The sequence below is a fragment of the Streptomyces sp. NBC_00075 genome (assembly GCF_045041225.1).
GTDB lineage: Bacteria > Actinomycetota > Actinomycetes > Streptomycetales > Streptomycetaceae > Streptomyces > Streptomyces adonidis.
The window spans coordinates 2,733,229-2,755,358 of sequence record NZ_CP108243.1 but is presented as its reverse complement, the minus strand read 5'-3'; the positions used below and the strand labels follow the sequence as shown (position 1 = coordinate 2,755,358).

Below are 22,130 nucleotides of genomic sequence, written 5' to 3'. Positions count from 1 at the left end.
GCCGCCGATGGATCAGTGGGGCTTGTGCGAGTGACGGTGCGTGCGAGAACGTAACCGCGCGGCAAGATTGTGAGCAATATGTGCGACGAAAGTTCCAACAACTCTTGAAGCGGAGATTCGCTCGATGAGCAACGACTCAAGATCCCGGACACCGTCCCGCAGAACGCTGTTGGGCGCCATGGCGGCATCCGCCGCGGCGGGTCTGCCGCTGTTGTCCGCCGCGCCGGCCGAGGCGGCGCCGGGCGGGGCGGTCGACCTCCTCCACGTCGGCAGCTGGACCCTCGGTCAGGTGCACGCGCTGCGCTTCGACCCGTCCGACGCGACCCTGACGTCGGTCGGGCCCGTGGCACAGGCCGGCTCGAACTGGCTGGCCGCCCACCCGAGGAAGGCGGTCCTGTACGCCACCGGAGGTGAATCCGGCGGGACCGTCCGTGCCTTCCGCGTCGACAGGTCCACCGGCGCGCTGGAGCAGTTCGGCGAGATCGCGACACAGTCGACACCGGTCAACGGCGGACTGTCGTACATCGGAGTCGACGTCCGCTCGAAGACGCTGCTGGCCGCGGACTTCGCGGCCGGAACCGTCGTCTCCGTGCCGATCCTCAGGGACGGTGGACTCGGCGCCGTGGTGTCCCGTGTGCAGGACACGGGTTCCGGCCCCCACCCGCGACAGACAGGGCCGCACGCCCACCACGTGGTCATCGACCCGAGCGGCAGGTTCGCGCTGGTCCCGGACCTCGGCGCCGACCGGGTCTTCGTCTATCGCTTCGACCGGGCCACGAGCACCCTGTCCGACGGCCCGAGCGCGTACGCGACGGCGCCGGGGTCGGGGCCACGGCGCGTGGTCTTCCACCCGAGCGGCAGGATCGTCTACCTCCTGAACGAACTGACCGCCGACATCCAGGCATTGGGATGGAGCCCGGAAGACGGCGTCCTGACCCATCTCCAGAGCCTGTCGACCAACGTGCCCGAACACACCGGCACCACGAGCGCCGCCGAACTGGCCATCAGCCGGGACGGCCGCTTCGTCTACACCTCCAACCGCGGCGAGAACACCCTCGTCGTCTTCTCGGCGGACCGAAGGACCGGCCTGCTCACCTTGGTGCAGCGCATCCCCTGCGGAGGACTCACACCGTGGAGCTTCTCCTTCCACCCCAGCGGAAAATGGCTGCTCGTCGCGAACCAGGCGAGCAGCACGGTGAACCTCTTCGGCGTCGACCCACACTCGGGCCGACTCACGGACACCGGCACGTCCGTACCCGTACCGAGGCCCGCCTGCATCACCTTCTGACCGGGCGGGGGACCGGATAGACCCTGGCGCCGCCGCCATTGGCCGCCCGGCTCTTGCGCCGAACCTCCTGTCGCCGCTGGTCGCGTTGGGCGGCGAGGCGAATGCCGGCGTCGGCGGCGCCGTAGCCGCCGGTGCGCTGGACGACCTCGAAGCAGATGCGGCCGACGGTCACCGTGTAGAAGTGGCGGAACTCGCCGCCCTGTTCGTCGCGGTCGTAGAGGATGCCAAGGTCGCGGTAGGTGTCCAGCTCGCCGGGTGAGAACTCGAAACGGGCGTCGAGATCGTCGTAGTAGTTGGCCGGGACGGGGAGCAGGTCGGTGCCGGCGGCCCGGATGCGGCGGGCGGTGTCGGTGATGTCGCCGGTGGAGAAGGCGATGTGCTGGGCCCGGGTGCCCTGCTCCACCGGGGTGGGTGCGAGGTTCAGTACAAGGCGCAGCCCGTCTCCGGCGGCGGACGAGCCACTGGTGAGGGCGCGGCTGCGGAGCAGCCCGGTGTGTACGAGGTCCTGGAACGACGGGGTGTCTGACGGCTGCCCGTCGTCCGTCCCAGCAGGATCGTGATGAGACAGACGTGCGTGCTGCCGGGTTGGGTGATCCGAGTCGCACGGCCCTTGTAGGAGTGGGCCAGGCCCGACTGACAACTGGGGCACCGGCTGTGCAGGAGCTGGTGGTGGATCGTGCAGGCGAAGACTACGGGCAGGTGCCGGCGGAGGTTCCAGGATCCGCCGTAGGCTTCCTGGACGGCGCTGCCGTCGCCGGCGAGGCACTGCGGGCAGAAACGGCTCGAGAGACTGACCGCCCAGGTGGACTCGTAGAACTGGCTGACGCTGCCGAACATTCCCTGCCGACTCGCGGACTGACGAGGTGTGTTGCCCCGCGTTGTTCGCAGTGCGGGGAACATCCGCACGTAACGGCGCAGACCGAGGCTCTGCGCCTCGGGGACGGAGATGCCCTGTCACTCGCGCGAATTCAGCGACTGCTTCCGGAGGCGGTTCGAGCAGGGGGTCAGCTGCGAGACGGCGTTGGCCATTGGGCGGACGGCCTGGACCGTGGACCGTACGGCGTCCAGCGGGATCTGGGTTCTGCCGCTGGTGTGGCGTCCATTGGCCTTGGCCCAATGGCGCAGACGGGTGGCGAGTTCGCGTTCGCGCCGCGGCTGCTGTGCTGGAGTCGGCCGGGTCTCCTGCGTCATCGTCCGTGCTCCGGAGGGTCTTTGGTGTCGCGGGAGGAGATCCTCGCGACCGAGAGGCGTCCCGTTGCCGTCGAGGAGATCCAGCAGGTCGAGTCGATTTCGGATCTGTTCGTCCACGATCAGGTACCTGCGTGCGGCTCTCGGATCGACGTCGTTGACGCCCTGGTCGCAGCCGCGACTGCTGGTTGACTCGGATGCCCAGGTGCGGCGACACGCGTTATGGCCTGCGCTGTACCAGAGTGCCAACTGTTTCACTGGTTCCGGATCCCCAGCTGCTGAAGCTAGTTGGCATCAGCGCAGGTCGTGAACGCCACCTGGTGTCAACCACCGCTCCTGGTCACAGATGTTGTGTTGTCCGGCTCTCCGTACGGGGGTTGGCCGGCGAGGAGTGGTCGGCGTGCGGAACAACGGTGAAGGCACCGGCAGTTCGTGGGCCGCTAGCCGGACTGTCGGACGATCACCCGTGCCGGTTCGGGGGCGAGGCCGTCTGTCGGCAGCCCCAGTGCGTCGCGCGCGGCGATGCGGCCGAGGGACTCCGCGTCCAGTCGTACGGTGGTCAGGGCCGGGGAGAACAGTGCGCCGTGCGGGGTGTCGTCGAAGCCGATGACGGCGAGGTCTTCCGGGGCCCGCAGGCCCAGGTGGCGCATCGCGGCGAGTGTCACGAGGGCGAGGTCGTCGTTGTAGGCGGCGAGGGCGGTGACCTCGGGGTGTTGGGTGCGGAAGGACCGTAGTCGTTCGCCGGCCGCCTCGGGGGCGCCGGGGAGGACGAGCGTCGGGCAGTCGGCCAGGCCGGCGGTGTCGGCGGCCTGCCGCATCAGCCGCTCGCGCAGACCGGCGAGGATCCGGAGTTCGGGCGAGTCCGGCAGGACGGTGGCGATGTGCCGGTGGCCCCGCTCGACGAGATACCGCACCGGGACGTCGGCCTGTGCGGAGAACGCGGTGAGGGAGGCCCCGGTGGCGAGCGCGTCCGCGTGGCCGGCGTCGCCCAGGTCGATCACGGCCCGGGCGGAGACGGCCTGGGCCACGTCGGAGAGGGCCTGCGAGGAGAGGTGGCCGTGCAGCACCAGGAGTACGTGCTGGTGCGAGGCGAGTTCGGCGTCGAGGCCGCGGATGTAGCTGCCGAGGCCGCTGCCGGTGGGGACCCCTTCGACGTTGAGCAGGACGATCCGGGACGCCCCTTTGCGCAGCGCCTGCGCCGAACCGTTGGGAACGTAGCCGAGCGTGCGGGCGGCCTCCCGCACTCGCTCCCGGGTCTTCTGCGAGACATGCCCGGCAGCACCGTTGAGGACGAAGCTCACCGTCGTCTGCGAGACACCGCTCGCCCGGGCGACGTCCTTGGCCGTCACGCGCGGGGACCGACGCGTGGACTCGCTCACGTGCTCGCTCCTTCGCTCCGGGCCTCGGGTCTTGTGCGCTTGCGGGCGCGGTGGTTAAGGTACCGCGAACTCATGGTAATTCGATTTACCAAATGGAAGAGTGCCGATGAAGCTCGACCTGGTCGCCCCGGAACTGCGTCGCAACGTCACGTGGATGCCGCGCCTGCCGCTCCGCCCGAGGTGGGTCCTGCGCGGTGTGCGCGCCCTGGCCCGTCGGCACAGTCCCGGTGAGCCGGTCGAGGGCGTCGACCTCGAGATCGTCGACGAAGGCCAGGGCATGCGCGTGTACACCCCGGCCGGCGGTGGTTCGGGGGCTGCACTGCTGTGGGTGCACGGCGGCGGCTACGTCATCGGCGACGCCCTTCAGGACGAGGTCTTCTGCTCCGCGACAGCCCAGGCGCTCGGCATCGTGGTCGTCTCGGCGAACTACCGGCTCGCCCCCGAACACCCCTTCCCGGCCGCTCTCGACGACGCCTTCGCCGCCTGGGAGTGGCTGGGGAAGTCGGCCGGAGCCCTGGGGATCGACCGGGAACGCGTCGCCGTCGGGGGTGGCAGCGCCGGTGCGGGGCTGGCCGCCTGCCTGGTGCAGAGGCTGCACGACGCCGGCGGTGTCCGGCCGGTCGCGCAGTGGCTGTTCGCTCCCATGGCCGACGACCGCACCGCCGTACGCCGCGAACTGGACCCGGTGCAGCACCGGGTGTGGAACAACGCCGCGAACCGGTTCGGCTGGGCCGCCTACCTCGGCGCCGAGCCCGGCGGCCCCCGCACCCCCGACTACGCGGTCGCCGCCCGGCGCGCCGACCTGCGCGGACTGCCACCGGCCTGGATCAGCGTGGGCGACATCGACCTGTTCACCGACGAGTGCCGCACCTACGCCGAACGACTGCGCGACGCGGGCGTGGACTGCGTCTTCGACCTCGTCCCCGGTGCGCCCCACGGCTTCGAGACCTGGGCCCCCGACTCGCGCCTCGCCCGGGAGCTGCTGGAGCGCAGCCGCGCCTGGCTGGGCGCGCAGCTGACCGGATCGGCTTCGTCGGCGGTTCCCGGCGAGGCGTAGGTCTTCATCGGAGGGCCGTTTCCGGGCACGTCCGTGTTGAGGACGGTGAACGAAGCCGGTCGGCCCGAAGGCCGGCCGACTCGCTCCGTGCCGACCCGGTGTCAGCCCATGTGGACCGGGGCCGCGCCCTCGACGTGCTGCTGCTTCTTCGCGTTGAGGGCCGTCGCGGTGATCACCAGGGCCGCGAGGAACATGACCGACGCGGCGGCGAAGGCCACGGTGTAGCCGTGGGTCAGGGCCTCGCCCGCCTTCGCGATCAGGGCGTGGTCCTGGGTGGCCAGGCCCCGGTAGAGGGAGGAGGCCGCCTCGGGCAGCTTGTCGTCGGCGGCCGTGGTGGAGAGCGTCGACAGGACGGCGAGGCCGAGCGCGCCGCCGATCTGCTGGGCGGTGTTGAGCAGCGCGGAGGCGCTGCCCATCTCGTGGTGCTCGACGGCGTGGACCGCGCCGAGGGTCATCGGGACGAAGCTCATGCCCAGGCCGAGGGCGGTGACGAACATCGCCGGCATGAGATGGGTCGTGAACGAGGAGTCCGGTGTGAGGGCGGCGAACCAGAACATGCCCGCCCCGGCGACCAGCAGACCGGGCCCCGCCACGACACGCGGAGCGACATGGGCGACGAGCTTGGAACTGGCGGCGGCCGCGATGCCCATACCCAGGCTGAACGGCAGATAGGCGAAGCCGGTCCTGATGGCGCTGTAGCCGAGGATGAGCTGCATGTAGAGGGTGAGGAAGTAGAAGAAGGCGATCATCCCGGCGCCGATGAACAGCATCGTGGCGTAAGTGCCGGACCGGGTGCGGTCCTTGAAGAGGTGCAGCGGCATCATCGGGTGGTCGGCCCGCCGCTGTCCCACCAGGAAGGCGGCCAGCAGTACGGCGGCCAGCGCGAAGGAGGCCGGCGTGAGGCCGTTGGTCCAGCCGTGCTCGCCGCCGCGCGTGATGCCGTACACCAGGGAGATCAGACCGCCGGTGCCGGTGACCGCGCCGGGCACGTCCAGGCCGCCGGGGTGGCGTTCCGCCTCGACGAGCAGCCGGGTGCCCGCCAGGACGGCCACGCCGATGGGGATGTTGACGAAGAACACCCAGCGCCAGTCCAGGGTGTCGGTGAGCACACCGCCGAGCAGCAGGCCGACGGTGGCGCCGATGCCCGCCATGGCCGCGTAGACCCCCATGGCCTTGTTGCGTTCCTTGCCGGCGGGGAACGTGGTGGTGATCAGGGCCAGCGCACTGGGCGCCGCGAGTGCCGCGCCGACGCCCTGGAGGACGCGGGCGAGGATCAGCAGGCCCTCGTTCTGGGCGAGGCCGCCGAGCAGGGAGGCCACGGTGAAGACGGCGATGCCGGCCTGGAAGACCCGGCGCCGCCCGTAGAGGTCGCCGGCCCGGCCGCCGAGCAGCAGCAGGCCGCCGAAGGCCAGGGCGTAGGAGTTGACGATCCAGGCGAGGTTCGCGTCGGACACGTCGAGTTCGGTCTGGATGGCCGGCAGGGCGATGTTCGTGATCGTGGCGTCGAGGATCAGCATCAGCTGCGCCGCGGCGATCACGACGAGGGCGAGCCCCAGACGGCGTGGGCCACCGGGGGCGCCGGTATCCGCGCCGGTGTGGACCGATGGGGTGACAGTCGCGCTGTCGGAAGGCATGCGAGAACTCCAGAGGGAGTGTGAGGGCGACAGCATTCCCGAGAGCTTCGGATGGGGAAACGGCCCGCTGATCCGTGGGAATGGAGAAGTGCGACCGTAGCACCTTCTCCATTCCGGCGAGACCACGGAAGAGGGGGAATGCGGTGTGGCAATTATCGCGCTTGACATTCTGCCTGGATCCCCTACCTCAAACCCTGTGATCTGCTCAGATGTCGATTTGCCTTTTCGGGTGAGGTGTGGGCACGGGTGAGTGCGGCCTCTTCTCGATCACGCTTTTACGGGGATTTCAAGTCGGTTTTCTCGCTGTGCACTCCCGGTATTGATTCGATATATGCATTCGGTGAACTCGGGGTGTCGACGGTGACCGGGCGGTTCGCCGCGTATGATTGAGACTCGGTGTCATTTGAGCGACCGGAGGTCGTCGGCGGGGTGGGTGCAACAGTGCGCACGAATACGAGGGACATCGCACGGGCCGCCGTGCGGGCGGAGCTGGCCCAGGTGGCCTTCGAGCTGTTCCGGTCCGAGGGGTTCGACAAGGTCACCGTCAATGACCTGGCCGCTGCCGCCGGCGTGTCCCGCTCCACCTTCCTGCGCTACTTCGGGACCAAGGAGGACGCCGTCCTCAGTGCCGTCGACGCGCAGGGCGAGAAGATCGCCGACGCACTGCGCGCCCGCCCGGCGGACGAGGGCGACTGGACGGCACTGCGGCACGCGCTCGGCGTCATCCTGGAACCCCATCGCCAGGACCCGGCCGGCGCTCTGGTCATGTCCCGCCTGATCATGGACACGCCCGCGCTGTGCGCCCGCAGCCAGGAGAAGCAGGCCGGCTGGCGGCCCGCCATCGCCGCGGCCCTCGCCGAGCGCGCCGGCGCGTCCGGGCCCACGGCACTGGGCCCGCTGGTGCGGGCCGCCGCCGCGGTGGACGCCCTGAACATCGCCGTCAGTCACTGGACCTCGTCCGACGGCGCCCCCGACCTCGACGCCCTCCTCGACGAGGCCTTCGCGGCACTCACGCTTCCGTCGGCGTGATCTGAACGGCAGGTCGATCTCATGCGTCGGCAGCTCTTTTGAACGTGTTCAATTCAAGCGTATGCTGCCTCCATGAGCGACAGAGCCGCCCTTCTCAAGGGCATCCGCGCCTGGTTGGCCCTCTTCGTCGTCTGTCTGGTGCTCAGCGGCGCCACCGCCTTCCCCCTCGTGCACGAACTGCGCTGGACCGAGAGTCTGTTGCGGGCCCTGTCCGTCCCCGAGCAGCTGCCGGGGCTGATGGACTGGGTCGTACGCGTCCGTGACGGTCCCGACGCCACCGACGAGCGCTTCCCGTTCGTCCTCTACGGCACGGACTGGCTCGCCTTCGCCCACCTCGTCATCGCGGTCGCCTTCTACGGGCCCTACCGCGACCCCGTACGCAACATCTGGGTCGTCGAGTTCGGGATGATCGCCTGCGCCGGGGTCGTTCCGCTCGCGCTGATCTGCGGGCCGATCCGAGGCATTCCCTTCTGGTGGACGGTCATCGACATCTCGTTCGGGGTGTTCGGTGTGATCCCGCTGTACGCCGTACGGAAGCGGATCAAGCGGCTGGAGGCGCTCAGCCCGATGCCTCCGGCCGCCGCGGCCGTCACCGTCTGAACGCCGCCTCGATGATGCGTGCGGCGACCGGATTCATGTCGTAGCCCTTGGCGTCGGTCGAGTTGACCGAGTAGACGAGGGTGCGGGACAGGTCGCGGGTGCCGACGACTATCGTGTTGTAGCCCCAGCGGCCGCCCGACTTGCCCCACAACTCCGTGCCGTCGTCGGTGACATGGCGTTGGAGGCCCGCGCTCATCGTGGCCCCGGGGACATCGGCGGGCACGGTGAACATCTCCGTCAGCTGAGGCTCTGGTACGACCTGTCCACGGAACAGGGCGGTCAGCAGTCGCTCCAGATCCGCCGTCGTGGAGATCATGGCTCCCGCCGCTCCGGTGTCCGTGGTGCCCCACACCGTGACGTCGCGCAGCTCCGTCGTCCCGTCCGCGCGCGGCACGGCCTGGTAGCCGTGGTTGTGCGGACCTCTGATCTCCGGGTCGGTGCCCGGGAGATACGTGTCCCGCATCCCCAGCGGGCCGAAGATCCGGCGGGCCGCCTCCCGCTCGTACGAGTGCCCGGTGACCTGCTCGATCAGCACCTCCAGGACCGTGTAGCCGATGTTGAGGTAGTGCTGCCCGGTGCCCGGCGCGAACTCGGGCTCCTTCGCGGTGGCCGACGCGACCATCTCGCGGGCCGTGTGGAGGTCAAAGCGGTGCGCGTACACCTCCTCGAAGGTGTCGCCCGGGAGGTCGGGGACCGGAATTCCGCTGGTGTGGTTGAGCAGTTGGCGCACGGTCACGTCCTTGTACGTGGCCGGGATCAGGTCCGGCAGATAGTGCCGGGCCGGTCGGCCGAGGTCCACGTCACCCTCCGCCGCGAGCTGTAGCACGACCGCCGCCGTGACCACCTTGGTCGTCGAACCGGCCCGGAAGCGCCCGCCCGGGTCCGCCGGGCGCCCGCTCGCGAGGTCGTGCACCCCCGCGCTGCCGTGCCAGTCCGGGCCTTTGCCGCCGACCCGTACGAGCGCGGCGGTCGCGTCCGCGTTCGGCAGCCCGGCGATCGCGGCCCGCAGGGTCCTGGCGTCGGGGCCCGAGACCTGCGCGGTCGCCGGGGCGGAGGAGGCGAGCGCGGGTGCGGCCAGTGGGCCGGCCGCCAGGGCGAGAGTGAGGGCGGTGGCGAGAGCCGTGGTGCGTAAGGCGGTGCGTGTGCGAGTGCGGGGGCGTGTGCTCATCGGCTGCTCCTGGAGGCGGCTGGTGTCGATGTTCACATCCTTGATCCATGCGGGGTGGCGCGGATCGTCACCGAGGATGACGTCGACCCTGGTGTCGGCCCGAGGCCAACTGGGTTACCCCGTACGGAAGTTGTCGGGGATCGCACCTAGGGGCCGTGTCCTGGCGGGCCTGCGGGAGAGGCAAAAACTGTTATCGGGGGCGCCCCCGATCCGTCTCCTCGGGCGACCTGGTGTGTGACTGGGGTGTGGGGCAGGTGTGCAACAGGGCGACGTAAGGTGCACATACGTACGAGAAAGGGCTTTCGTGGACGGGCGCCAGTGGAGTTCCACCATCGCTGCGGCGCAGGCCGGTGACCGGCGGGCGCTGGACGAGCTGGTCGCGGGCTGGCTGCCGCTGGTCTACAACATCGTCGGCCGGGCCCTGAACGGTCACGCGGACGTCGACGACGTCGTGCAGGAGACCATGCTCCGGGCCGTCGACAACCTGGGCTCACTGCGCGACCCGGACAGCTTCCGGTCGTGGCTCGTCGCCATCGCGATGCGTCAGATCCGGGACCGCGCCCGCCGCCGTACGACCGACACCCTGCGCGACGAGACCGCCGACGGAGCCGCCGACTTCGCCGAACTCACCGTGCTGCGGCTCCAGTTGGAGGGGCAGCGGCGCGAGGTCGCGGAGGCGGTGCGCTGGCTCGACGACGAGGACCGGCAGCTGCTGTCGCTGTGGTGGCTGGAGGTCGCGGGCGAACTCACCCGGCGTGAGCTGGCGGCGGCCGTCGGCATCAGCCGGCAGCACGCCGCCGTCCGCGTCCAGCGGATGAAGGAGCGCCTGGAGGCCTCGCGCGGAATCGTCCGGGCGCTCGACGGCGCCTGCCCCGACCTGCGCGAACTGACCGCCCGCTGGGACGGCGACCCGGACTCCGTGTGGCGCAAGCGGCTGGCCCGGCACATCAGGGGGTGCGCGTACTGCGCGAGCCCCGGCGAGGCGGTCGTCGTACCGGCGGAACGGCTTCTGGTCGGCATCGCGCTCGTCCCGCTGCCCGTCGGCTTCACCCTGTCGCTGGCCTTCGGCGGCAAGACGGCCGCGGCAGCCACCGCCGCCGCCTCCGTCGGCTGGTCGGGCAAAATGCTCGGCGCCCTGACCAAGCCGGCCGTCGCCCTGAGCGCCGGGGCGACGATCGTCGCGGGCGGCGCGTACGTCGTGACGCAGGCCCCGGAGGACCCGCCGCCGGCCATCGCCGCCCCCACGGCCCGCGCCCAGTCGCCCGAGGCCCCCACCGCCTCCCCGCCCCGCTCCCCGTCGGCGTCCCCCTCCCTCTCTCCTTCCCCGTCCCCGTCGGCGACCCGGCCGAAGACCGACGTGTACGGCACGGTCGTCGACGCCGTCGACACGGCACCCGACCCCAACGCCCGCCCCGCCGCCCTCCCGCACCGGACCGAGACCGGCATCACCAGCACCGGCGGCGCGCACGCCACCATGAACCACCGCGGGGACAGCGTGACGCTCACCGGCAAGGGCTATGTCCTCGTCCGATGGCAGATCTCGCCGCAGTACCGGTCCGGCAGCCTCGTCATGCCGACCTGGACCGCCCTGAAGGGCAAGCTCTTCCACGTGGCCTCGGGCGGCGGTCGCCGCATGGACGACAGCGTCAGCACCACCGACACGACCGCCACCGGCATGGGCAACGCCACCACCGGCTACACCGTCCTGCCCGCCGGCACCCAGCAGATGTGGCAGAACGAGTACTTCTACGTCGACGGCAGCGTCACCCTCACCGTCAACGAACGCGGCGCCGACTACGGCCTCAACGTCTTCCCGACGACCTGGGACAAGGTGGAGGAGGACGTGACCGCCGGACCCCCCGAGGGCGCCACCCGCTACGGCCTGGTCCGCGACACCGGCAACGACGACACCCCTGTTCCGCAGTACGTCACCCGGGCCACCCCGGCCGACCCGGCGACCGTCGCTCAGGTGTCCCGCGTGTAGTGGTCCCGCGTGTAGTTCTCCTGCGCCTCCATGACCTCGTCACCGTGCTCGAAGGCCCACACGCCGAAGGCCTCGACCGGGGCGAGCAACGACCGCCCCAGGCCGGTGAGTTCGTACTCCACACGCGGTGGTGAGCCGCCGTACGCCCGCCGTCGGACGAGCCCGTTGAACTCCAGCCGCCGCAGCGTCTCGGTCAGCACCTTCTGGCTGATGCCGCCGATCCGGTCCCTCAACTCCCCATGGCGCACGGGCTCTTGGCGCAGCGCCCACACCACCACCGCGTTCCAGGTGTTGCCGAGCAGATCGAAGGCGAGCCGCGCCCGGCAGTCGGCGAGGAAGGGCGGTCCGGTGTCGGTGGTCACGTACCGAATGGTGCCCCAACGGCCTTCTACCGTCAGCAACATGAGAACGAGAAGGCGAGTGGGAATCCTCGGTACGGGGGGAATGGCGGACGCCCTGGGCGTTCAGTGGGCGCGGGCCGGTCACCAGGTCTTCGTCGGCGGCCGGAACGCCGGACGCGCGGCGGACCTGGCGCACCGCATCGGAGCCGTCGGCAGCGGGGGCCTGCGGGAGGCGGCGGAACACGGTACCGACGCCGTACTCCTCGCGCTGCCCTACCCGGTGGCGGCGGAGACGGTCGCCGCGCTCGAAGTCCCGCTGCGCGGGCGGGTGTTGATCGACTGCACCAACCCGGTGGGTCCCGGCTTCGCCCTGCTGACGGCGGGCGGCCCCTCAGCCGCCCGGCGCATGGCGTCCGCCGCCCCCGCCGCCCATGTGGTCAAGGCCTTCAACCTCTGCCACGAGGACGTCTGGCGTCTGACCCCGCCGGTCTTCGACGGCCGCCCGCTCGCCGTCCCCCTGTGCGGCGACGACGAACACGCGCTGTCCGTCGTACGACAACTCGTCCGCGACCTGGGCTGCGAGCCGTTGAACGCCGGAAGTCTGGACCGGGCGGCCCTGCTGGAGGCGACGGCGGCGCTGCTGATCGGGCTGTGGGTGGGGGAGGGGGCCGACGCTCAGGCGATCGCGCCGCCACGGGAGTTCGCGGGCGGGCGCCCCTGACACGTCGGAGGCTCCGTCACCCCTTGCGCAGCGCGCACAACGCGGCGATGCGGTTCGTGGTGATCGAGTCGACGCCCACGTCGAGCAGTCGCCGCATGGAACGACGGGTGTCCGGTGTCCACACCGACAGCAGACAGCCGTCCCGGTGCACCCGCGCCGTGAGGCTCCGGTCGACAAGGGCGAAGCGGTAGTTGAGCCAGCGCGGGCGCACCGCGGTCAGCAGGGCCGGGCGCGGCGGTGCGAGGGTCTTCCAGGTCAGGGCGATCTCGGCGGACGGGTCGGCCGCGCGGACGGCGAGCATCGCCGGGGCGTCGCCGGTGTAGTACGCACGTTCGCCGGCTGCGCACTCCCGGACCACGTCCACCACCCGCCGTACCGCCCGCACATCGGGCGCCCCCGGCAGATCGATCATCACCCGGCTGCCCTCGGTCACGGCCAGCGCCTCCGCGAGCGTCGGCACCCCGCCCTCCGTCAGCCCGCGCACCTCGGCCGCCGACAGCGCGGCCAGCGGCCGGTCCTGCTCCCACAGCCGCTTGAGTGTCGCGTCGTGCAGCAGCACGGGCACGCCGTCACGGGTGAGCCGTACGTCGAACTCGACGGCGTCCGCGCCCTGGTCGAGCGCGGAACGCAGCGAGTCGACGGTGTTCTCACGGAAGCGGTAGGGGTCGCCCCGATGGGCCACGGCGGTCACGTTCTGCATGGGTCCATTGTGCTGGGACGGGGCCTTTGGTGTTGCTCAGGGGGCGAGCCACGCCGACGTGTACGTGTCGATCTCGGCGGCCAGCGCGGCCTTGCCCGCCGGGTCGAGGAAGGAGGCCTCGACGGCGTTCTTGGCGAGGTCCGCGAGACCCCACTCGTCGAGGTCGAGCAACCGCCCGGCGACCGCGTACTCGTTGTTGAGGTCGGTGCCGAACATCGGCGGGTCGTCGGAGTTGATCGTCACGAGGACGCCGGCCCGCACGAACTCCTTGATCGGGTGCTCGTCGAGCGTACGGACCGCGCGCGTGGCGATGTTGGAGGTCGGGCAGACCTCCAGGGCGATGCGCTGCTCGGCGAGGTGCGCGAGCAGTTCGGCGTCCTGCGCGGAACTCGTACCGTGCCCGATTCGTTCTGCGCGCAGATGGTTCAGCGCGTCCCAGACGGTCTCCGGCCCGGTGGTCTCGCCCGCGTGCGGCACCGAGCGCAGTCCGGCGGCGATCGCCCGGTCGAAGTACGGCTTGAACTGCGGCCTCGGTACGCCGATCTCGGGCCCGCCGAGCCCGAACGAGACCAGCCCCTCCGGGCGCAGCCGATCGACGGTGGCGAGCCGCACGGTCTCCTCGGCCGCTTCGAGCCCGGCCTCGCCCGGGATGTCGAAGCACCAGCGCAGTACGGTCCCGAACTCGGCCTCGGCCGACTTCCGGGCGTCCTCGATCGCGTCCATGAAGGCACGCTCGTCGATGCCGCGCCGGGTCGAGGAGAACGGGGTGATGGTCAGCTCGGCGTACCGGACCTGCTGCCGGGCCAGGTCGCGGGCCACCTCGTAGGTCAGCAGCCGTACGTCCTCCGGGGTCCGGATGAGGTCCACGACGGACAGGTACACCTGGATGAAGTGGGCGAAGTCCGTGAACGTGAAGTAGTCGGCCAGGGCTTCGAGGTCGGTGGGGACCTTGGAGTCGGGATGGCGCGCGGCCAGCTCCGACACGATCCGCGGGGAGGCGGAGCCGACGTGATGGACGTGCAGTTCGGCCTTGGGCAGCCCGGCGATGAAGGCGTGCGGGTCCTGGACGTCCGCCGCGGCACGCTGGTGGTTGTCGGTCAAGGGTTCCTCCCCGGGAACGGCGCCCCGGACATGCGACGGTCGGCGGGACGCGGGTGATCGGCTGATCGATGACTCGGGGATCATCGTAGGCCGGGTCCATGGGGAGACGCCCACAGGATTTCGTCCCGGGGTGGGAGCGGGCGCGGGCGCGGCGACTGGCGGGCGGGGGAGTGGCGGGAGGGGATGCCGAGGTCCCCCGTCGCCCTGTGATCCCGGGCCGTAGCATGACGGGAACGCACGAACGAGGGGACCCCACGCATGTCCGACGCCGCGCAGCCGCCGCATCCACCGGAGAACGTCCCTTCGGAGGGGGCGAGTTCCGAGGGTGCGGCGACCGGTGAGACCGTCAGCGAGAGTCCCGCGAGCGGTACGCCTGCCCGGGTCCCGCTGGACAAGCCGCCGGCCGGGTCGGCTTCCGGCGGCACCGCGGACTCCGGGCCCGAGTTCGATCCCTGGGCACCGCCCGCCGAGGACGCCGCGGGCTCCGGGGCCACGTTGTTCTGGGACGACGGCGGTACGACGCCGCCGGCCCCCTCTGGTCACGGCCACCCGACGGTCCCCGCGACGCCGGCGTCCGCCTCGCCTCCGCCGGCTCCCCAGCCGGCCCCGGCCGCCCCGCCCGCGCCCCAGCCCTGGGCCAACCCGTTCGCCCCGTCCGGCGGTCACGTGGCGGGCACCCCGCAGGACAACCCCTTCGCGCCCCCTGCCCCGCACGGCTCCTACGCGCAGCCCGCCGCGCCGGTGCCTCCGCCGCCCATAGCCCCCGACGGGCCCGGACAGGCCCCGCACTCCTACCCGGCCGGGCCGGTGTACGGCTACCCGCAGCAGCCCGGGTACGGCGGTGGCGGTCCCGTGTATGCCCCGCCCCCTCCGGCCTACGGCGGTGGCCCCGGCTACGGCTGGGCTCCCATGGCGCCCCAGCCGAGCAATGGCATGGGGACGGCCTCGCTTGTGGTCGGGATCGTCTCGGCCGTCATCTTCTGTCTGTGGCCGCTGGCGATCATCCTGGGGATCCTTGCGGTGATCTTCGGTGTGATCGGGCGTGGGAAGGTTCGGCGGGGTGAGGCGACCAATGGGGGGCAGGCGCTGGCCGGGATCATCTGCGGGGCGGTTGGCATCGTCATCGCTGTGGCGTTCGGCGTCGTCGTCATCGCCTTCGGCGACGACAGTGACGCGAGCACGTTTGACGACGGTTACTCGACGTCCCTGTCCCAGCGCGTGTAGCCGGCGATCAGGGCTGCGTCTGCGTGGCTTGGGTTGTCGCTGTCTGCGGGTTCGTCGTGGCTGGTCGCGCAGTTCCCCGCGCCCCTGAGGGGCGCGGCTGACGCACCGGCGTGGATCTGCTGACCCCCCTCAGGCCCGCAAACGCTCCCGTGCCCCCATCAGCGCGAACCCCAGCAGGTTCAGGCCTCTCCACCGCTCCGGATCCTGTGCCGCCTCGTCGTCCGCTGCGAGGCCGATGCCCCATACGCGGTCCACGGGGCTTGCCTCCACCAGGACGCGGTCGCCCGTGGCCAGGAGGAACTCCCGTAGTTCGGGGTGTGCGGCGAACTTGTGGACGCTGCCCTCGACCACGATGCTGAACCGTTCGCGCTCCCACACGGCCTCGTCGAAGCCGCGTACGAGACGGCCGGCCTTCTTCGCGAGCGCCGGGTTCGGTGCCGTGATCGCCCGCTGCTCCGCCTCCGGGTCCTCGAACAGGCGGGCCTTGGCGGCCATCATCCAGTGCTCCGCCGTCGCGTACTCCACCCCGGCGACCGAGAACGCGGCCGGCCACCACTGGCTGAGACAGTTCGCTCCCACGCGGCCGTCCTGGCGTGGCCGGTGCCCCCAGAAGTGCAGATACTTGACCCGGGCCCCCGCACGGACTTCCCTGGTCAGGGCCTCCAACGAATCGATCTGCCCCGACATCCCCTTGTTCTGCGTGATTCTCCCCATGCACGTGAGTCTGGCAGCCACCACTGACAACGCGTCCTGCCTTTTCCCGTTCGGCTCGACACCTGGTCGACAGATTCCGTCGCGTAACCAAAAGGCAACAACGGAATCCCTTGTTGGAGTCCACTTACTCTGTCAGGATCGGCACTCAAATCGACCTGGAGCTACGTTGACCCCCGCAAATCGGGGAGGGCGACGGAGGAGAGCGACATGCACAATCCGGGCCATCGCTTCCCGGCGCAGGAGCGGCTCGCGGCCGGCGCGCAGTACATCGCGGGCCGGCTGACCCACGGCACCTCCGGCCGTACGTTCGCGGTCGTCGACCCCGCCACCGGCGAGGAGGTCTACACGTACGAGCTGGCCGGTCCTGACGACGTGGACGCCGCCGTCGCCGCCGCGCGTGCCGCCTTCCCGGGCTGGGCCGGTGCCACCCCGGGCGAGCGTTCCGACGCGCTGCACCGCTTCGCCGCCGTCCTCGCCGAGCGCGCCGAGGAATTCGCCCGCGCCGAGTCCCTCCAGTGCGGCAAGCCGCTCAAGCTGACCCGCGAGTTCGACGTACCGGGGACGATCGACAACACCGCGTTCTTCGCCGGCGCCGCGCGGCACCTCCAGGGGCAGTCGGCCGGGGAGTACTCCGGTGACCACACCTCGTACGTCCGCCGGGAACCCATCGGTGTCGTCGGCTCCATCGCGCCCTGGAACTACCCCCTCCAGATGGCCGCCTGGAAGATCCTCCCGGCGGTCGCGGCCGGCAACACGATCGTGCTCAAGCCCGCCGAGCTGACCCCGCTGACCTCGCTCCTCTTCGCCGAGGCGGCCACCGCGGCCGGGATTCCGGACGGGGTGATCAACGTCGTCACCGGGACCGGCAAGGAGGCAGGGGAGCATCTCGTCGGGCATCCCGATGTCGCCATGACGTCCTTCACCGGGTCCACCGCCGTCGGCAAACGTGTCGCCGAGGTCGCCACCGCCACCGTCAAGCGGCTCCACCTGGAGCTGGGCGGCAAGGCACCCTTCGTCGTCTTCGACGACGCCGATCTCGAAGCGGCCGTCAACGGGGCCGTCGCGGGCGCACTCATCAACACCGGGCAGGACTGCACGGCCGCCACGCGCGCGTACGTGCAACGGCCGCTGTACGAGGAGTTCGTCGCGAAAACAGCTGCCCTTATGGAGGGTGTCCGGCTGGGTGATCCGTTCGCCTCGGGCACCGACCTCGGGCCGCTCATCTCACACGCGCAGCGCGACCGGGTCGCCGGTTTCGTCGAGCGGGCGCGTGCCTACGCGCGCGTGGTGACCGGCGGCGAGGCTCCCCAGGGGGAGCTGAAGAACGGCGCCTACTACCTGCCCACCCTGGTCGCCGACGCCGCCCAGGACAGCGAGATCGTCCAGTCCGAGATCTTCGGGCCCGTTCTCGTCGTACTCCCCTTCGACAGCGACGACGAAGGCATCCGGCTCGCCAACGACACGCCCTACGGTCTCGCCGCCTCCGCCTGGAGCCGCGATGTCTACCGGGCGAACCGCGCCACCCGCGAGATCAAGGCGGGCTGTGTGTGGGTCAACGACCACATTCCGATCATCAGCGAGATGCCCCACGGCGGGTACAAGGCGTCCGGCTACGGCAAGGACATGTCCTCGTACTCGTTCGAGGAGTACACGCAGATCAAGCACGTCATGTTCGACAACACTGCGGTTGCCCGAAAGGACTGGCACCGCACGATCTTCGGGGACCGCTGACCGGACACAGGCCGACCGACCAGCGGCCGCACACCCTCCCGAAAGGGCACCAGCGCATGGAGCAGTACGAGCCCGACCGCCTTTCCCCGGCCCAGGTGGCCGCCATGCGGCGCAGCTTCCGGAACGGCAGGGCCGCCCTGACCCGCCGGTCCCTGCTGCGCGCCTCCGCGGGCGGCGCCCTCGTGGCCGGCGGCCTCGGCGCGCTGACCGGCTGCGGCATCCCCGCGGCTGGCAAGACCGCCGGAGGCGTCTCCGCGGACGACCACTCGGCCAAGGAGAAGACCGTCAACTTCTCCAACTGGACCGAGTACATGGACGTCGACGAGAGCGAGAAGCACCACCCCACGCTCGACGCGTTCACCGAACGGACCGGCATCAAGGTCAAGTACACCGAGGACATCAACGACAACGTCGAGTTCTTCGGCAAGATCAAGCCGCAGCTCGCGGCGGGCCAGGACACCGGCCGCGACATCATCGTCCTCACCGACTGGCTGGCCGGCCGGCTGATCCGGCTCGGCTGGGTCCAGAAGCTGGACGCGGCGAACCTTCCGCACGCGTTCGCGAACCTGGCGGAGCAGTTCCGCAGCCCCGACTGGGACCCGGGCCGCGCCTACTCGTACCCCTGGCAGGGCATCTCGACCGTCATCGCCTTCAACAGGAAGGCGCTCGACGGCGTCGAGGTGAAGTCGGTCTCCGACATGCTCGACAACCCCAAGCTCAAGGGGCGCGTCGGGTTCCTCTCCGAGATGCGCGACAGCATCGGCATGACCCTGCTCGACATGGGCAAGGACCCGGCGAAGTTCACCGACGACGACTACGACGCGGCGATCGCCCGCCTCCAGAAGGCCGTCGACAAGGGCCAGATCCGCCGCTTCTCCGGCAACGACTACACGGCCGACCTGACCTCGGGCGACTTCGCGGCCTGTATCGCCTGGGCGGGGGACGTCGTCCAGCTCAAGGCGGACAGCCCGGACATCGACTTCATCATCCCGGACAGCGGCTACATCACGTCCAGCGACAACATGCTGATCCCCAACAAGGCGCGCCACAAGACGAACGCCGAGCGGCTCATGGACTACTACTACGAGCCCGAACCCGCCGCCGAACTGGCCGCCTACATCAACTACGTGTGTCCCGTCGACGGAGTGAAGCCCTACCTCGCGAAGATCGACGAGTCGGCGGCGGACAACCCGCTGATCATCCCCGACGCGGCGATGGCCGCGAAGTCCCACGCGTTCAGGTCCTTGAGCCAGAAGGAAGAGACGGCGTACGAGGAGAAGTTCGCGAAGTTGACAGGGGCGTAGCCACGCCTGCCCCAGCGGTGCGAAACCCCTCCGACTCCCCAAGGACCACACCATGACCAGCACAGAACACGGCGGCGACGTCCGTCTCTCCGGGATCAGCAAGAACTACGGCTCCTTCACCGCCGTACACCCCCTCGACCTCACCGTCCCGCAGGGCTCCTTCTTCGCCCTGCTCGGCGCCTCCGGCTGCGGCAAGACGACCACCCTGCGGATGATCGCCGGGCTGGAGGAACCTTCCTCCGGGACCGTCTACCTCGGCGAGCAGGAGGTCACCCACCTGCCGCCGTACAAGCGGCCGGTGAACACCGTCTTCCAGTCGTACGCCCTCTTCCCGCACCTCGACATCTTCGAGAACGTCGCCTTCGGGCTGCGCCGGCGCGGCATCAAGTCGGTGAAGAAGCAGGTCGAGGACATGCTGGAACTCGTCCAGCTGGGCGAGCAGGCGCGCAAGAAGCCGCACCAGCTCTCCGGCGGCCAGCAGCAGCGCGTCGCCGTGGCCCGTGCGCTGATCAACACCCCCAAGGTGCTGCTCCTCGACGAGCCGCTCGGTGCCCTCGACCTCAAGCTGCGCCGTCAGATGCAACTGGAGCTGAAGCGCATCCAGACCGAGGTCGGCATCACGTTCGTCCATGTCACGCACGACCAGGAGGAGGCCATGACGATGGCCGACACGGTCGCCGTGATGAACGCGGGACGCGTGGAGCAGCTCGGCTCGCCCGCCGACCTCTACGAGAACCCGCAGACGACCTTCGTCGCGAACTTCCTCGGCACCTCCAACCTCATCGAGGCCGAGGTGGACGCCAAGAGCGGCGACGAGATCGTCCTCAAGGCGGGCGGCGGCAAGCTCCTGCTCCCCGAGGCCCGCTGCTCCGCGCCGACCAGGACCGGCGGCAAGGTGCTGGTCGGGGTCCGCCCCGAGAAGATCTCCCTCACGCACGCGGACGACGCCGGCGACATCCCGGCCGGCCGCAACCGCATCACCGGCAAGATCGCCGACACGAGTTTCATCGGCGTCTCCACGCAGTACGTCATCGACAGCCCCGTCTGTCCCGAGTTCGAGGTGTACGTCCAGAACATCGACCGCGACGCCAGGCTCGCCCCCGGCGCGGACGTCGTCCTGCACTGGAACCCGGCCCACACCTTCGGCCTGGACGCGGATCAGGACATAGACGCGGGTGTGGGCACGGTCGACGAAGAGGCGGCCGCCTGATGGCCACCGCGACCCCCGAAGCGCCGCCCCTGGCGCCCGCACCGGTCAAGAAGCCCCCGCGAAAGAGGGGCCGCTGGACGCCGTACTGGCTGCTCCTGCCCGGCATTCTCTGGCTGTTCGTGTTCTTCGCGCTGCCGATGGTCTACCAGGCCTCCACGTCCGTGCAGACGGGCTCCCTGGAGGAGGGCTACAAGGTCACCTGGCACTTCGCGACCTACTGGGACGCGGTGGCCGACTACTGGCCGCAGTTCCTGCGCTCGGTGCTGTACGCGGGCGCCGCGACGATCCTGTGCCTGGTGCTGGGGTATCCGCTCGCGTATCTGATCGCGTTCCGTGCCGGCCGCTGGCGCAACCTGATCATGATCCTGGTCATCGCGCCGTTCTTCACCAGCTTCCTGATCCGTACGCTCGCCTGGAAGACGATCCTCGCGGACGGCGGCCCGGTCGTCGGCGTCCTCAACTCGCTGCACGTCCTGGACGTCACCAGCTGGCTCGGCATCACGGCCGGGGACCGGGTGCTGGCCACGCCGCTCGCGGTGGTCTGCGGTCTGACGTACAACTTCCTGCCGTTCATGATCCTGCCGCTCTACACCTCGCTCGAACGCATCGACGGACGGCTGCACGAAGCGGCAGGCGACCTCTACGCCAGGCCCTTCACGACCTTCCGCAAGGTCACCTTCCCGCTGTCGATGCCCGGCGTCGTCTCCGGCACGCTGCTCACCTTCATCCCGGCGAGCGGCGACTACGTCAACGCCGATCTGCTCGGCTCGACGGACACCCGCATGATCGGAAACGTCATCCAGACGCAGTTCCTGCGCATCCTCGACTATCCGACGGCCGCCGCGCTCTCCTTCATCCTCATGGCGGCGATCCTCATCATGGTCACCCTCTACATCCGCAAGTCCGGGACGGAGGACCTGGTTTAAATGGCCTTCGTGAACTCGATCGGGCGCTGGCTCAAGAGCCATTTCGTCGTCATCGCGGGACTGATCACCCTCGGTTATCTTCTGTTGCCGAACATCGTCGTCACGGTGTTCTCCTTCAACAAGCCGAAGGGCCGCTTCAACTACGAGTGGCAGCAGTTCTCGACGGACGCCTGGCGTGATCCGTGCGGGGTCGCCGACATGTGCGGCTCGCTCTCGCTCAGCCTCCGCATCGCCTTCTGGGCGACCGTCGGGGCGACCGTCCTCGGCACGATGATCGCCTTCGCGCTGGTGCGGTACCGCTTCCGCGCGCGGGGCTCCGTCAACTCCCTGATCTTCCTCCCCATGGCGATGCCCGAGGTCGTCATGGCGGCCTCGCTGCTCACCCTGTTCCTCAACCTGGGTGCGCAGCTGGGCTTCTGGACGATCCTGATCGCCCACATCATGTTCTGCCTCAGCTTCGTCGTCGTCGCCGTGAAGGCACGTGTGATGTCGATGGACCCGCGCCTTGAGGAGGCCGCCCGGGACCTCTACGCGGGCCCGGTGCAGACCTTCGTACGCGTGACCCTGCCCATCGCGGCCCCCGGAATCGCCGCGGGCGCGCTGCTCGCCTTCGCGCTCTCCTTCGACGATTTCATCATCACCAATTTCAACGCGGGCTCGACCGTCACCTTCCCCATGTTCGTCTGGGGCTCGGCGCAGCGCGGAACGCCCGTGCAGATCAATGTCATCGGTACGGCCATGTTCCTGGTCGCCGTGCTGCTGGTGCTGAGTGGAATGGTCGTCAGTAATCGCCGTAACAAGCAAAAGGCGTAATCAGAAAAACCCCGTGGG

General features: G+C 70.1%; 20 protein-coding genes and 2 pseudogenes. 12 read left to right on the top strand and 10 right to left on the bottom strand.

Features of this window, described 5'->3' with window-relative positions:
* The first annotated feature begins 124 nt into the window (after positions 1-124).
* Positions 125-1,288 (top strand): lactonase family protein, encoded by a 1,164-nt coding sequence (locus OG787_RS11585; RefSeq protein ID WP_405535101.1) that lies wholly within the window; start codon positions 125-127, stop codon positions 1,286-1,288.
* A gap of 73 nt (positions 1,289-1,361) precedes the next feature.
* Here the strand turns inward: OG787_RS11585 and OG787_RS11580 are convergent.
* The 4 genes and pseudogenes from OG787_RS11580 to OG787_RS11565 form a co-directional block, all read right to left on the bottom strand.
* Positions 1,362-1,817: pseudogene (locus tag OG787_RS11580) on the bottom strand (sugar phosphate isomerase/epimerase and 4-hydroxyphenylpyruvate domain-containing protein); the annotation flags it as partial.
* Positions 1,709-2,125: a TniQ family protein gene (locus OG787_RS11575; RefSeq protein WP_405535100.1), complete on the bottom strand. Its 417-nt coding sequence runs from the start codon at positions 2,123-2,125 to the stop codon at positions 1,709-1,711. The gene OG787_RS11575 and the pseudogene OG787_RS11580, both read right to left, overlap by 109 nt.
* 117 nt (positions 2,126-2,242) lie before the next feature.
* Entirely contained in the window at positions 2,243-2,479 is a 237-nt protein-coding gene (locus OG787_RS11570; protein ID WP_405535099.1) for a hypothetical protein, read from the bottom strand.
* Between the two features lie 437 nt (positions 2,480-2,916).
* On the bottom strand, positions 2,917-3,855 hold the full coding sequence (locus OG787_RS11565; RefSeq protein WP_405535098.1) for a LacI family DNA-binding transcriptional regulator: 939 nt from the start codon (positions 3,853-3,855) through the stop codon (positions 2,917-2,919).
* 106 nt (positions 3,856-3,961) lie between these two features.
* Between OG787_RS11565 and OG787_RS11560 the strand changes: the two genes are divergently transcribed.
* Complete coding sequence (locus tag OG787_RS11560) at positions 3,962-4,912, top strand: alpha/beta hydrolase (protein WP_369033190.1); 951 nt, start codon at positions 3,962-3,964, stop codon at positions 4,910-4,912.
* Positions 4,913-5,013: 101 nt separating this feature from the next.
* Here OG787_RS11560 and OG787_RS11555 read toward each other — a convergent pair whose 3' ends face one another.
* A complete protein-coding gene (locus OG787_RS11555; protein ID WP_405535097.1) occupies positions 5,014-6,546 on the bottom strand; it encodes an MFS transporter in 1,533 nt (510 codons plus the stop codon).
* Positions 6,547-6,987: 441 nt separating this feature from the next.
* Between OG787_RS11555 and OG787_RS11550 the strand changes: the two genes are divergently transcribed.
* The gene (locus OG787_RS11550; protein WP_369033188.1) at positions 6,988-7,575 is read left to right on the top strand and encodes a TetR family transcriptional regulator; all 588 of its coding nucleotides are present in this window, start codon (positions 6,988-6,990) and stop codon (positions 7,573-7,575) included.
* 72 nt (positions 7,576-7,647) lie between these two features.
* On the top strand, positions 7,648-8,175 hold the full coding sequence (locus OG787_RS11545) for a hypothetical protein (protein ID WP_405535096.1): 528 nt from the start codon (positions 7,648-7,650) through the stop codon (positions 8,173-8,175).
* Here OG787_RS11545 and OG787_RS11540 read toward each other — a convergent pair.
* Positions 8,165-9,343, bottom strand: a complete 1,179-nt coding sequence (locus OG787_RS11540) for a serine hydrolase domain-containing protein (protein WP_405535095.1) — start codon at positions 9,341-9,343, stop codon at positions 8,165-8,167. The genes OG787_RS11545 and OG787_RS11540 overlap by 11 nt on opposite strands.
* Positions 9,344-9,647: 304 nt before the next feature.
* Here OG787_RS11540 and OG787_RS11535 point away from each other — a divergent pair, with 304 nt between their 5' ends.
* Entirely contained in the window at positions 9,648-11,327 is a 1,680-nt protein-coding gene (locus tag OG787_RS11535; protein WP_405535094.1) for an RNA polymerase sigma factor, read from the top strand.
* Here OG787_RS11535 and OG787_RS11530 read toward each other — a convergent pair.
* The gene (locus OG787_RS11530) at positions 11,309-11,689 is read right to left on the bottom strand and encodes a winged helix-turn-helix transcriptional regulator (protein ID WP_369033184.1); all 381 of its coding nucleotides are present in this window, start codon (positions 11,687-11,689) and stop codon (positions 11,309-11,311) included. The two genes, OG787_RS11535 and OG787_RS11530, sit on opposite strands and share 19 nt — an antisense overlap.
* A gap of 40 nt (positions 11,690-11,729) precedes the next feature.
* Here OG787_RS11530 and OG787_RS11525 point away from each other — a divergent pair, with 40 nt between their 5' ends.
* Entirely contained in the window at positions 11,730-12,389 is a 660-nt protein-coding gene (locus OG787_RS11525; protein ID WP_405535093.1) for an NADPH-dependent F420 reductase, read from the top strand.
* A 16-nt stretch (positions 12,390-12,405) separates the two neighbouring features.
* On the opposite strand, the gene OG787_RS11520 is transcribed toward OG787_RS11525, so the two are convergent.
* The gene (locus OG787_RS11520; RefSeq protein WP_405535092.1) at positions 12,406-13,089 is read right to left on the bottom strand and encodes a glycerophosphodiester phosphodiesterase; all 684 of its coding nucleotides are present in this window, start codon (positions 13,087-13,089) and stop codon (positions 12,406-12,408) included.
* A gap of 36 nt (positions 13,090-13,125) precedes the next feature.
* Positions 13,126-14,290: pseudogene (locus tag OG787_RS11515) on the bottom strand (adenosine deaminase).
* A 158-nt stretch (positions 14,291-14,448) separates the two neighbouring features.
* On the opposite strand from OG787_RS11515, the gene OG787_RS11510 reads away from it, so the two are divergent.
* Positions 14,449-15,414 (top strand): DUF4190 domain-containing protein, encoded by a 966-nt coding sequence (locus tag OG787_RS11510; RefSeq protein WP_369033181.1) that lies wholly within the window; start codon positions 14,449-14,451, stop codon positions 15,412-15,414.
* Between the two features lie 129 nt (positions 15,415-15,543).
* Here OG787_RS11510 and OG787_RS11505 read toward each other — a convergent pair whose 3' ends face one another.
* Complete coding sequence (locus OG787_RS11505) at positions 15,544-16,128, bottom strand: NADAR family protein (protein ID WP_369033180.1); 585 nt, start codon at positions 16,126-16,128, stop codon at positions 15,544-15,546.
* Positions 16,129-16,335: 207 nt separating this feature from the next.
* On the opposite strand from OG787_RS11505, the gene OG787_RS11500 reads away from it, so the two are divergent.
* From OG787_RS11500 to OG787_RS11480, 5 genes are read left to right on the top strand one after another with little or no spacing between them, the layout of a single operon-like run.
* Positions 16,336-17,859: a gamma-aminobutyraldehyde dehydrogenase gene (locus OG787_RS11500; protein ID WP_405535091.1), complete on the top strand. Its 1,524-nt coding sequence runs from the start codon at positions 16,336-16,338 to the stop codon at positions 17,857-17,859.
* 56 nt (positions 17,860-17,915) lie between these two features.
* A complete protein-coding gene (locus OG787_RS11495) occupies positions 17,916-19,163 on the top strand; it encodes a spermidine/putrescine ABC transporter substrate-binding protein (protein WP_405535090.1) in 1,248 nt (415 codons plus the stop codon).
* A gap of 52 nt (positions 19,164-19,215) precedes the next feature.
* Entirely contained in the window at positions 19,216-20,373 is a 1,158-nt protein-coding gene (locus OG787_RS11490; RefSeq protein WP_369033177.1) for an ABC transporter ATP-binding protein, read from the top strand.
* Positions 20,373-21,299 (top strand): ABC transporter permease, encoded by a 927-nt coding sequence (locus OG787_RS11485; protein ID WP_369033176.1) that lies wholly within the window; start codon positions 20,373-20,375, stop codon positions 21,297-21,299. Before OG787_RS11490 ends, OG787_RS11485 begins: the two co-directional genes overlap by 1 nt.
* Complete coding sequence (locus OG787_RS11480) at positions 21,300-22,112, top strand: ABC transporter permease (protein WP_369033175.1); 813 nt, start codon at positions 21,300-21,302, stop codon at positions 22,110-22,112.
* The last annotated feature ends 18 nt before the right edge of the window (positions 22,113-22,130 follow it).

What these genes read in the sequence shown, in the direction of transcription:
- OG787_RS11490 (WP_369033177.1), top strand. Translation starts at nt 19,216, where the DNA reads ATGACCAGCACAGAACACGGCGGCGACGTCCGTCTCTCCGGGATCAGC.
- OG787_RS11570 (WP_405535099.1), bottom strand. Translation starts at nt 2,479, where the DNA reads ATGACGCAGGAGACCCGGCCGACTCCAGCACAGCAGCCGCGGCGCGAA.
- OG787_RS11495 (WP_405535090.1), top strand. Translation starts at nt 17,916, where the DNA reads ATGGAGCAGTACGAGCCCGACCGCCTTTCCCCGGCCCAGGTGGCCGCC.
- OG787_RS11505 (WP_369033180.1), bottom strand. Translation starts at nt 16,128, where the DNA reads ATGGGGAGAATCACGCAGAACAAGGGGATGTCGGGGCAGATCGATTCG.
- OG787_RS11575 (WP_405535100.1), bottom strand. Translation starts at nt 2,125, where the DNA reads ATGTTCGGCAGCGTCAGCCAGTTCTACGAGTCCACCTGGGCGGTCAGT.
- OG787_RS11560 (WP_369033190.1), top strand. Translation starts at nt 3,962, where the DNA reads ATGAAGCTCGACCTGGTCGCCCCGGAACTGCGTCGCAACGTCACGTGG.
- OG787_RS11525 (WP_405535093.1), top strand. Translation starts at nt 11,730, where the DNA reads ATGAGAACGAGAAGGCGAGTGGGAATCCTCGGTACGGGGGGAATGGCG.
- OG787_RS11545 (WP_405535096.1), top strand. Translation starts at nt 7,648, where the DNA reads ATGAGCGACAGAGCCGCCCTTCTCAAGGGCATCCGCGCCTGGTTGGCC.
- OG787_RS11500 (WP_405535091.1), top strand. Translation starts at nt 16,336, where the DNA reads ATGCACAATCCGGGCCATCGCTTCCCGGCGCAGGAGCGGCTCGCGGCC.
- OG787_RS11555 (WP_405535097.1), bottom strand. Translation starts at nt 6,546, where the DNA reads ATGCCTTCCGACAGCGCGACTGTCACCCCATCGGTCCACACCGGCGCG.
- OG787_RS11510 (WP_369033181.1), top strand. Translation starts at nt 14,449, where the DNA reads ATGTCCGACGCCGCGCAGCCGCCGCATCCACCGGAGAACGTCCCTTCG.
- OG787_RS11520 (WP_405535092.1), bottom strand. Translation starts at nt 13,089, where the DNA reads ATGCAGAACGTGACCGCCGTGGCCCATCGGGGCGACCCCTACCGCTTC.
- OG787_RS11485 (WP_369033176.1), top strand. Translation starts at nt 20,373, where the DNA reads ATGGCCACCGCGACCCCCGAAGCGCCGCCCCTGGCGCCCGCACCGGTC.
- OG787_RS11585 (WP_405535101.1), top strand. Translation starts at nt 125, where the DNA reads ATGAGCAACGACTCAAGATCCCGGACACCGTCCCGCAGAACGCTGTTG.
- OG787_RS11480 (WP_369033175.1), top strand. Translation starts at nt 21,300, where the DNA reads ATGGCCTTCGTGAACTCGATCGGGCGCTGGCTCAAGAGCCATTTCGTC.
- OG787_RS11540 (WP_405535095.1), bottom strand. Translation starts at nt 9,343, where the DNA reads ATGAGCACACGCCCCCGCACTCGCACACGCACCGCCTTACGCACCACG.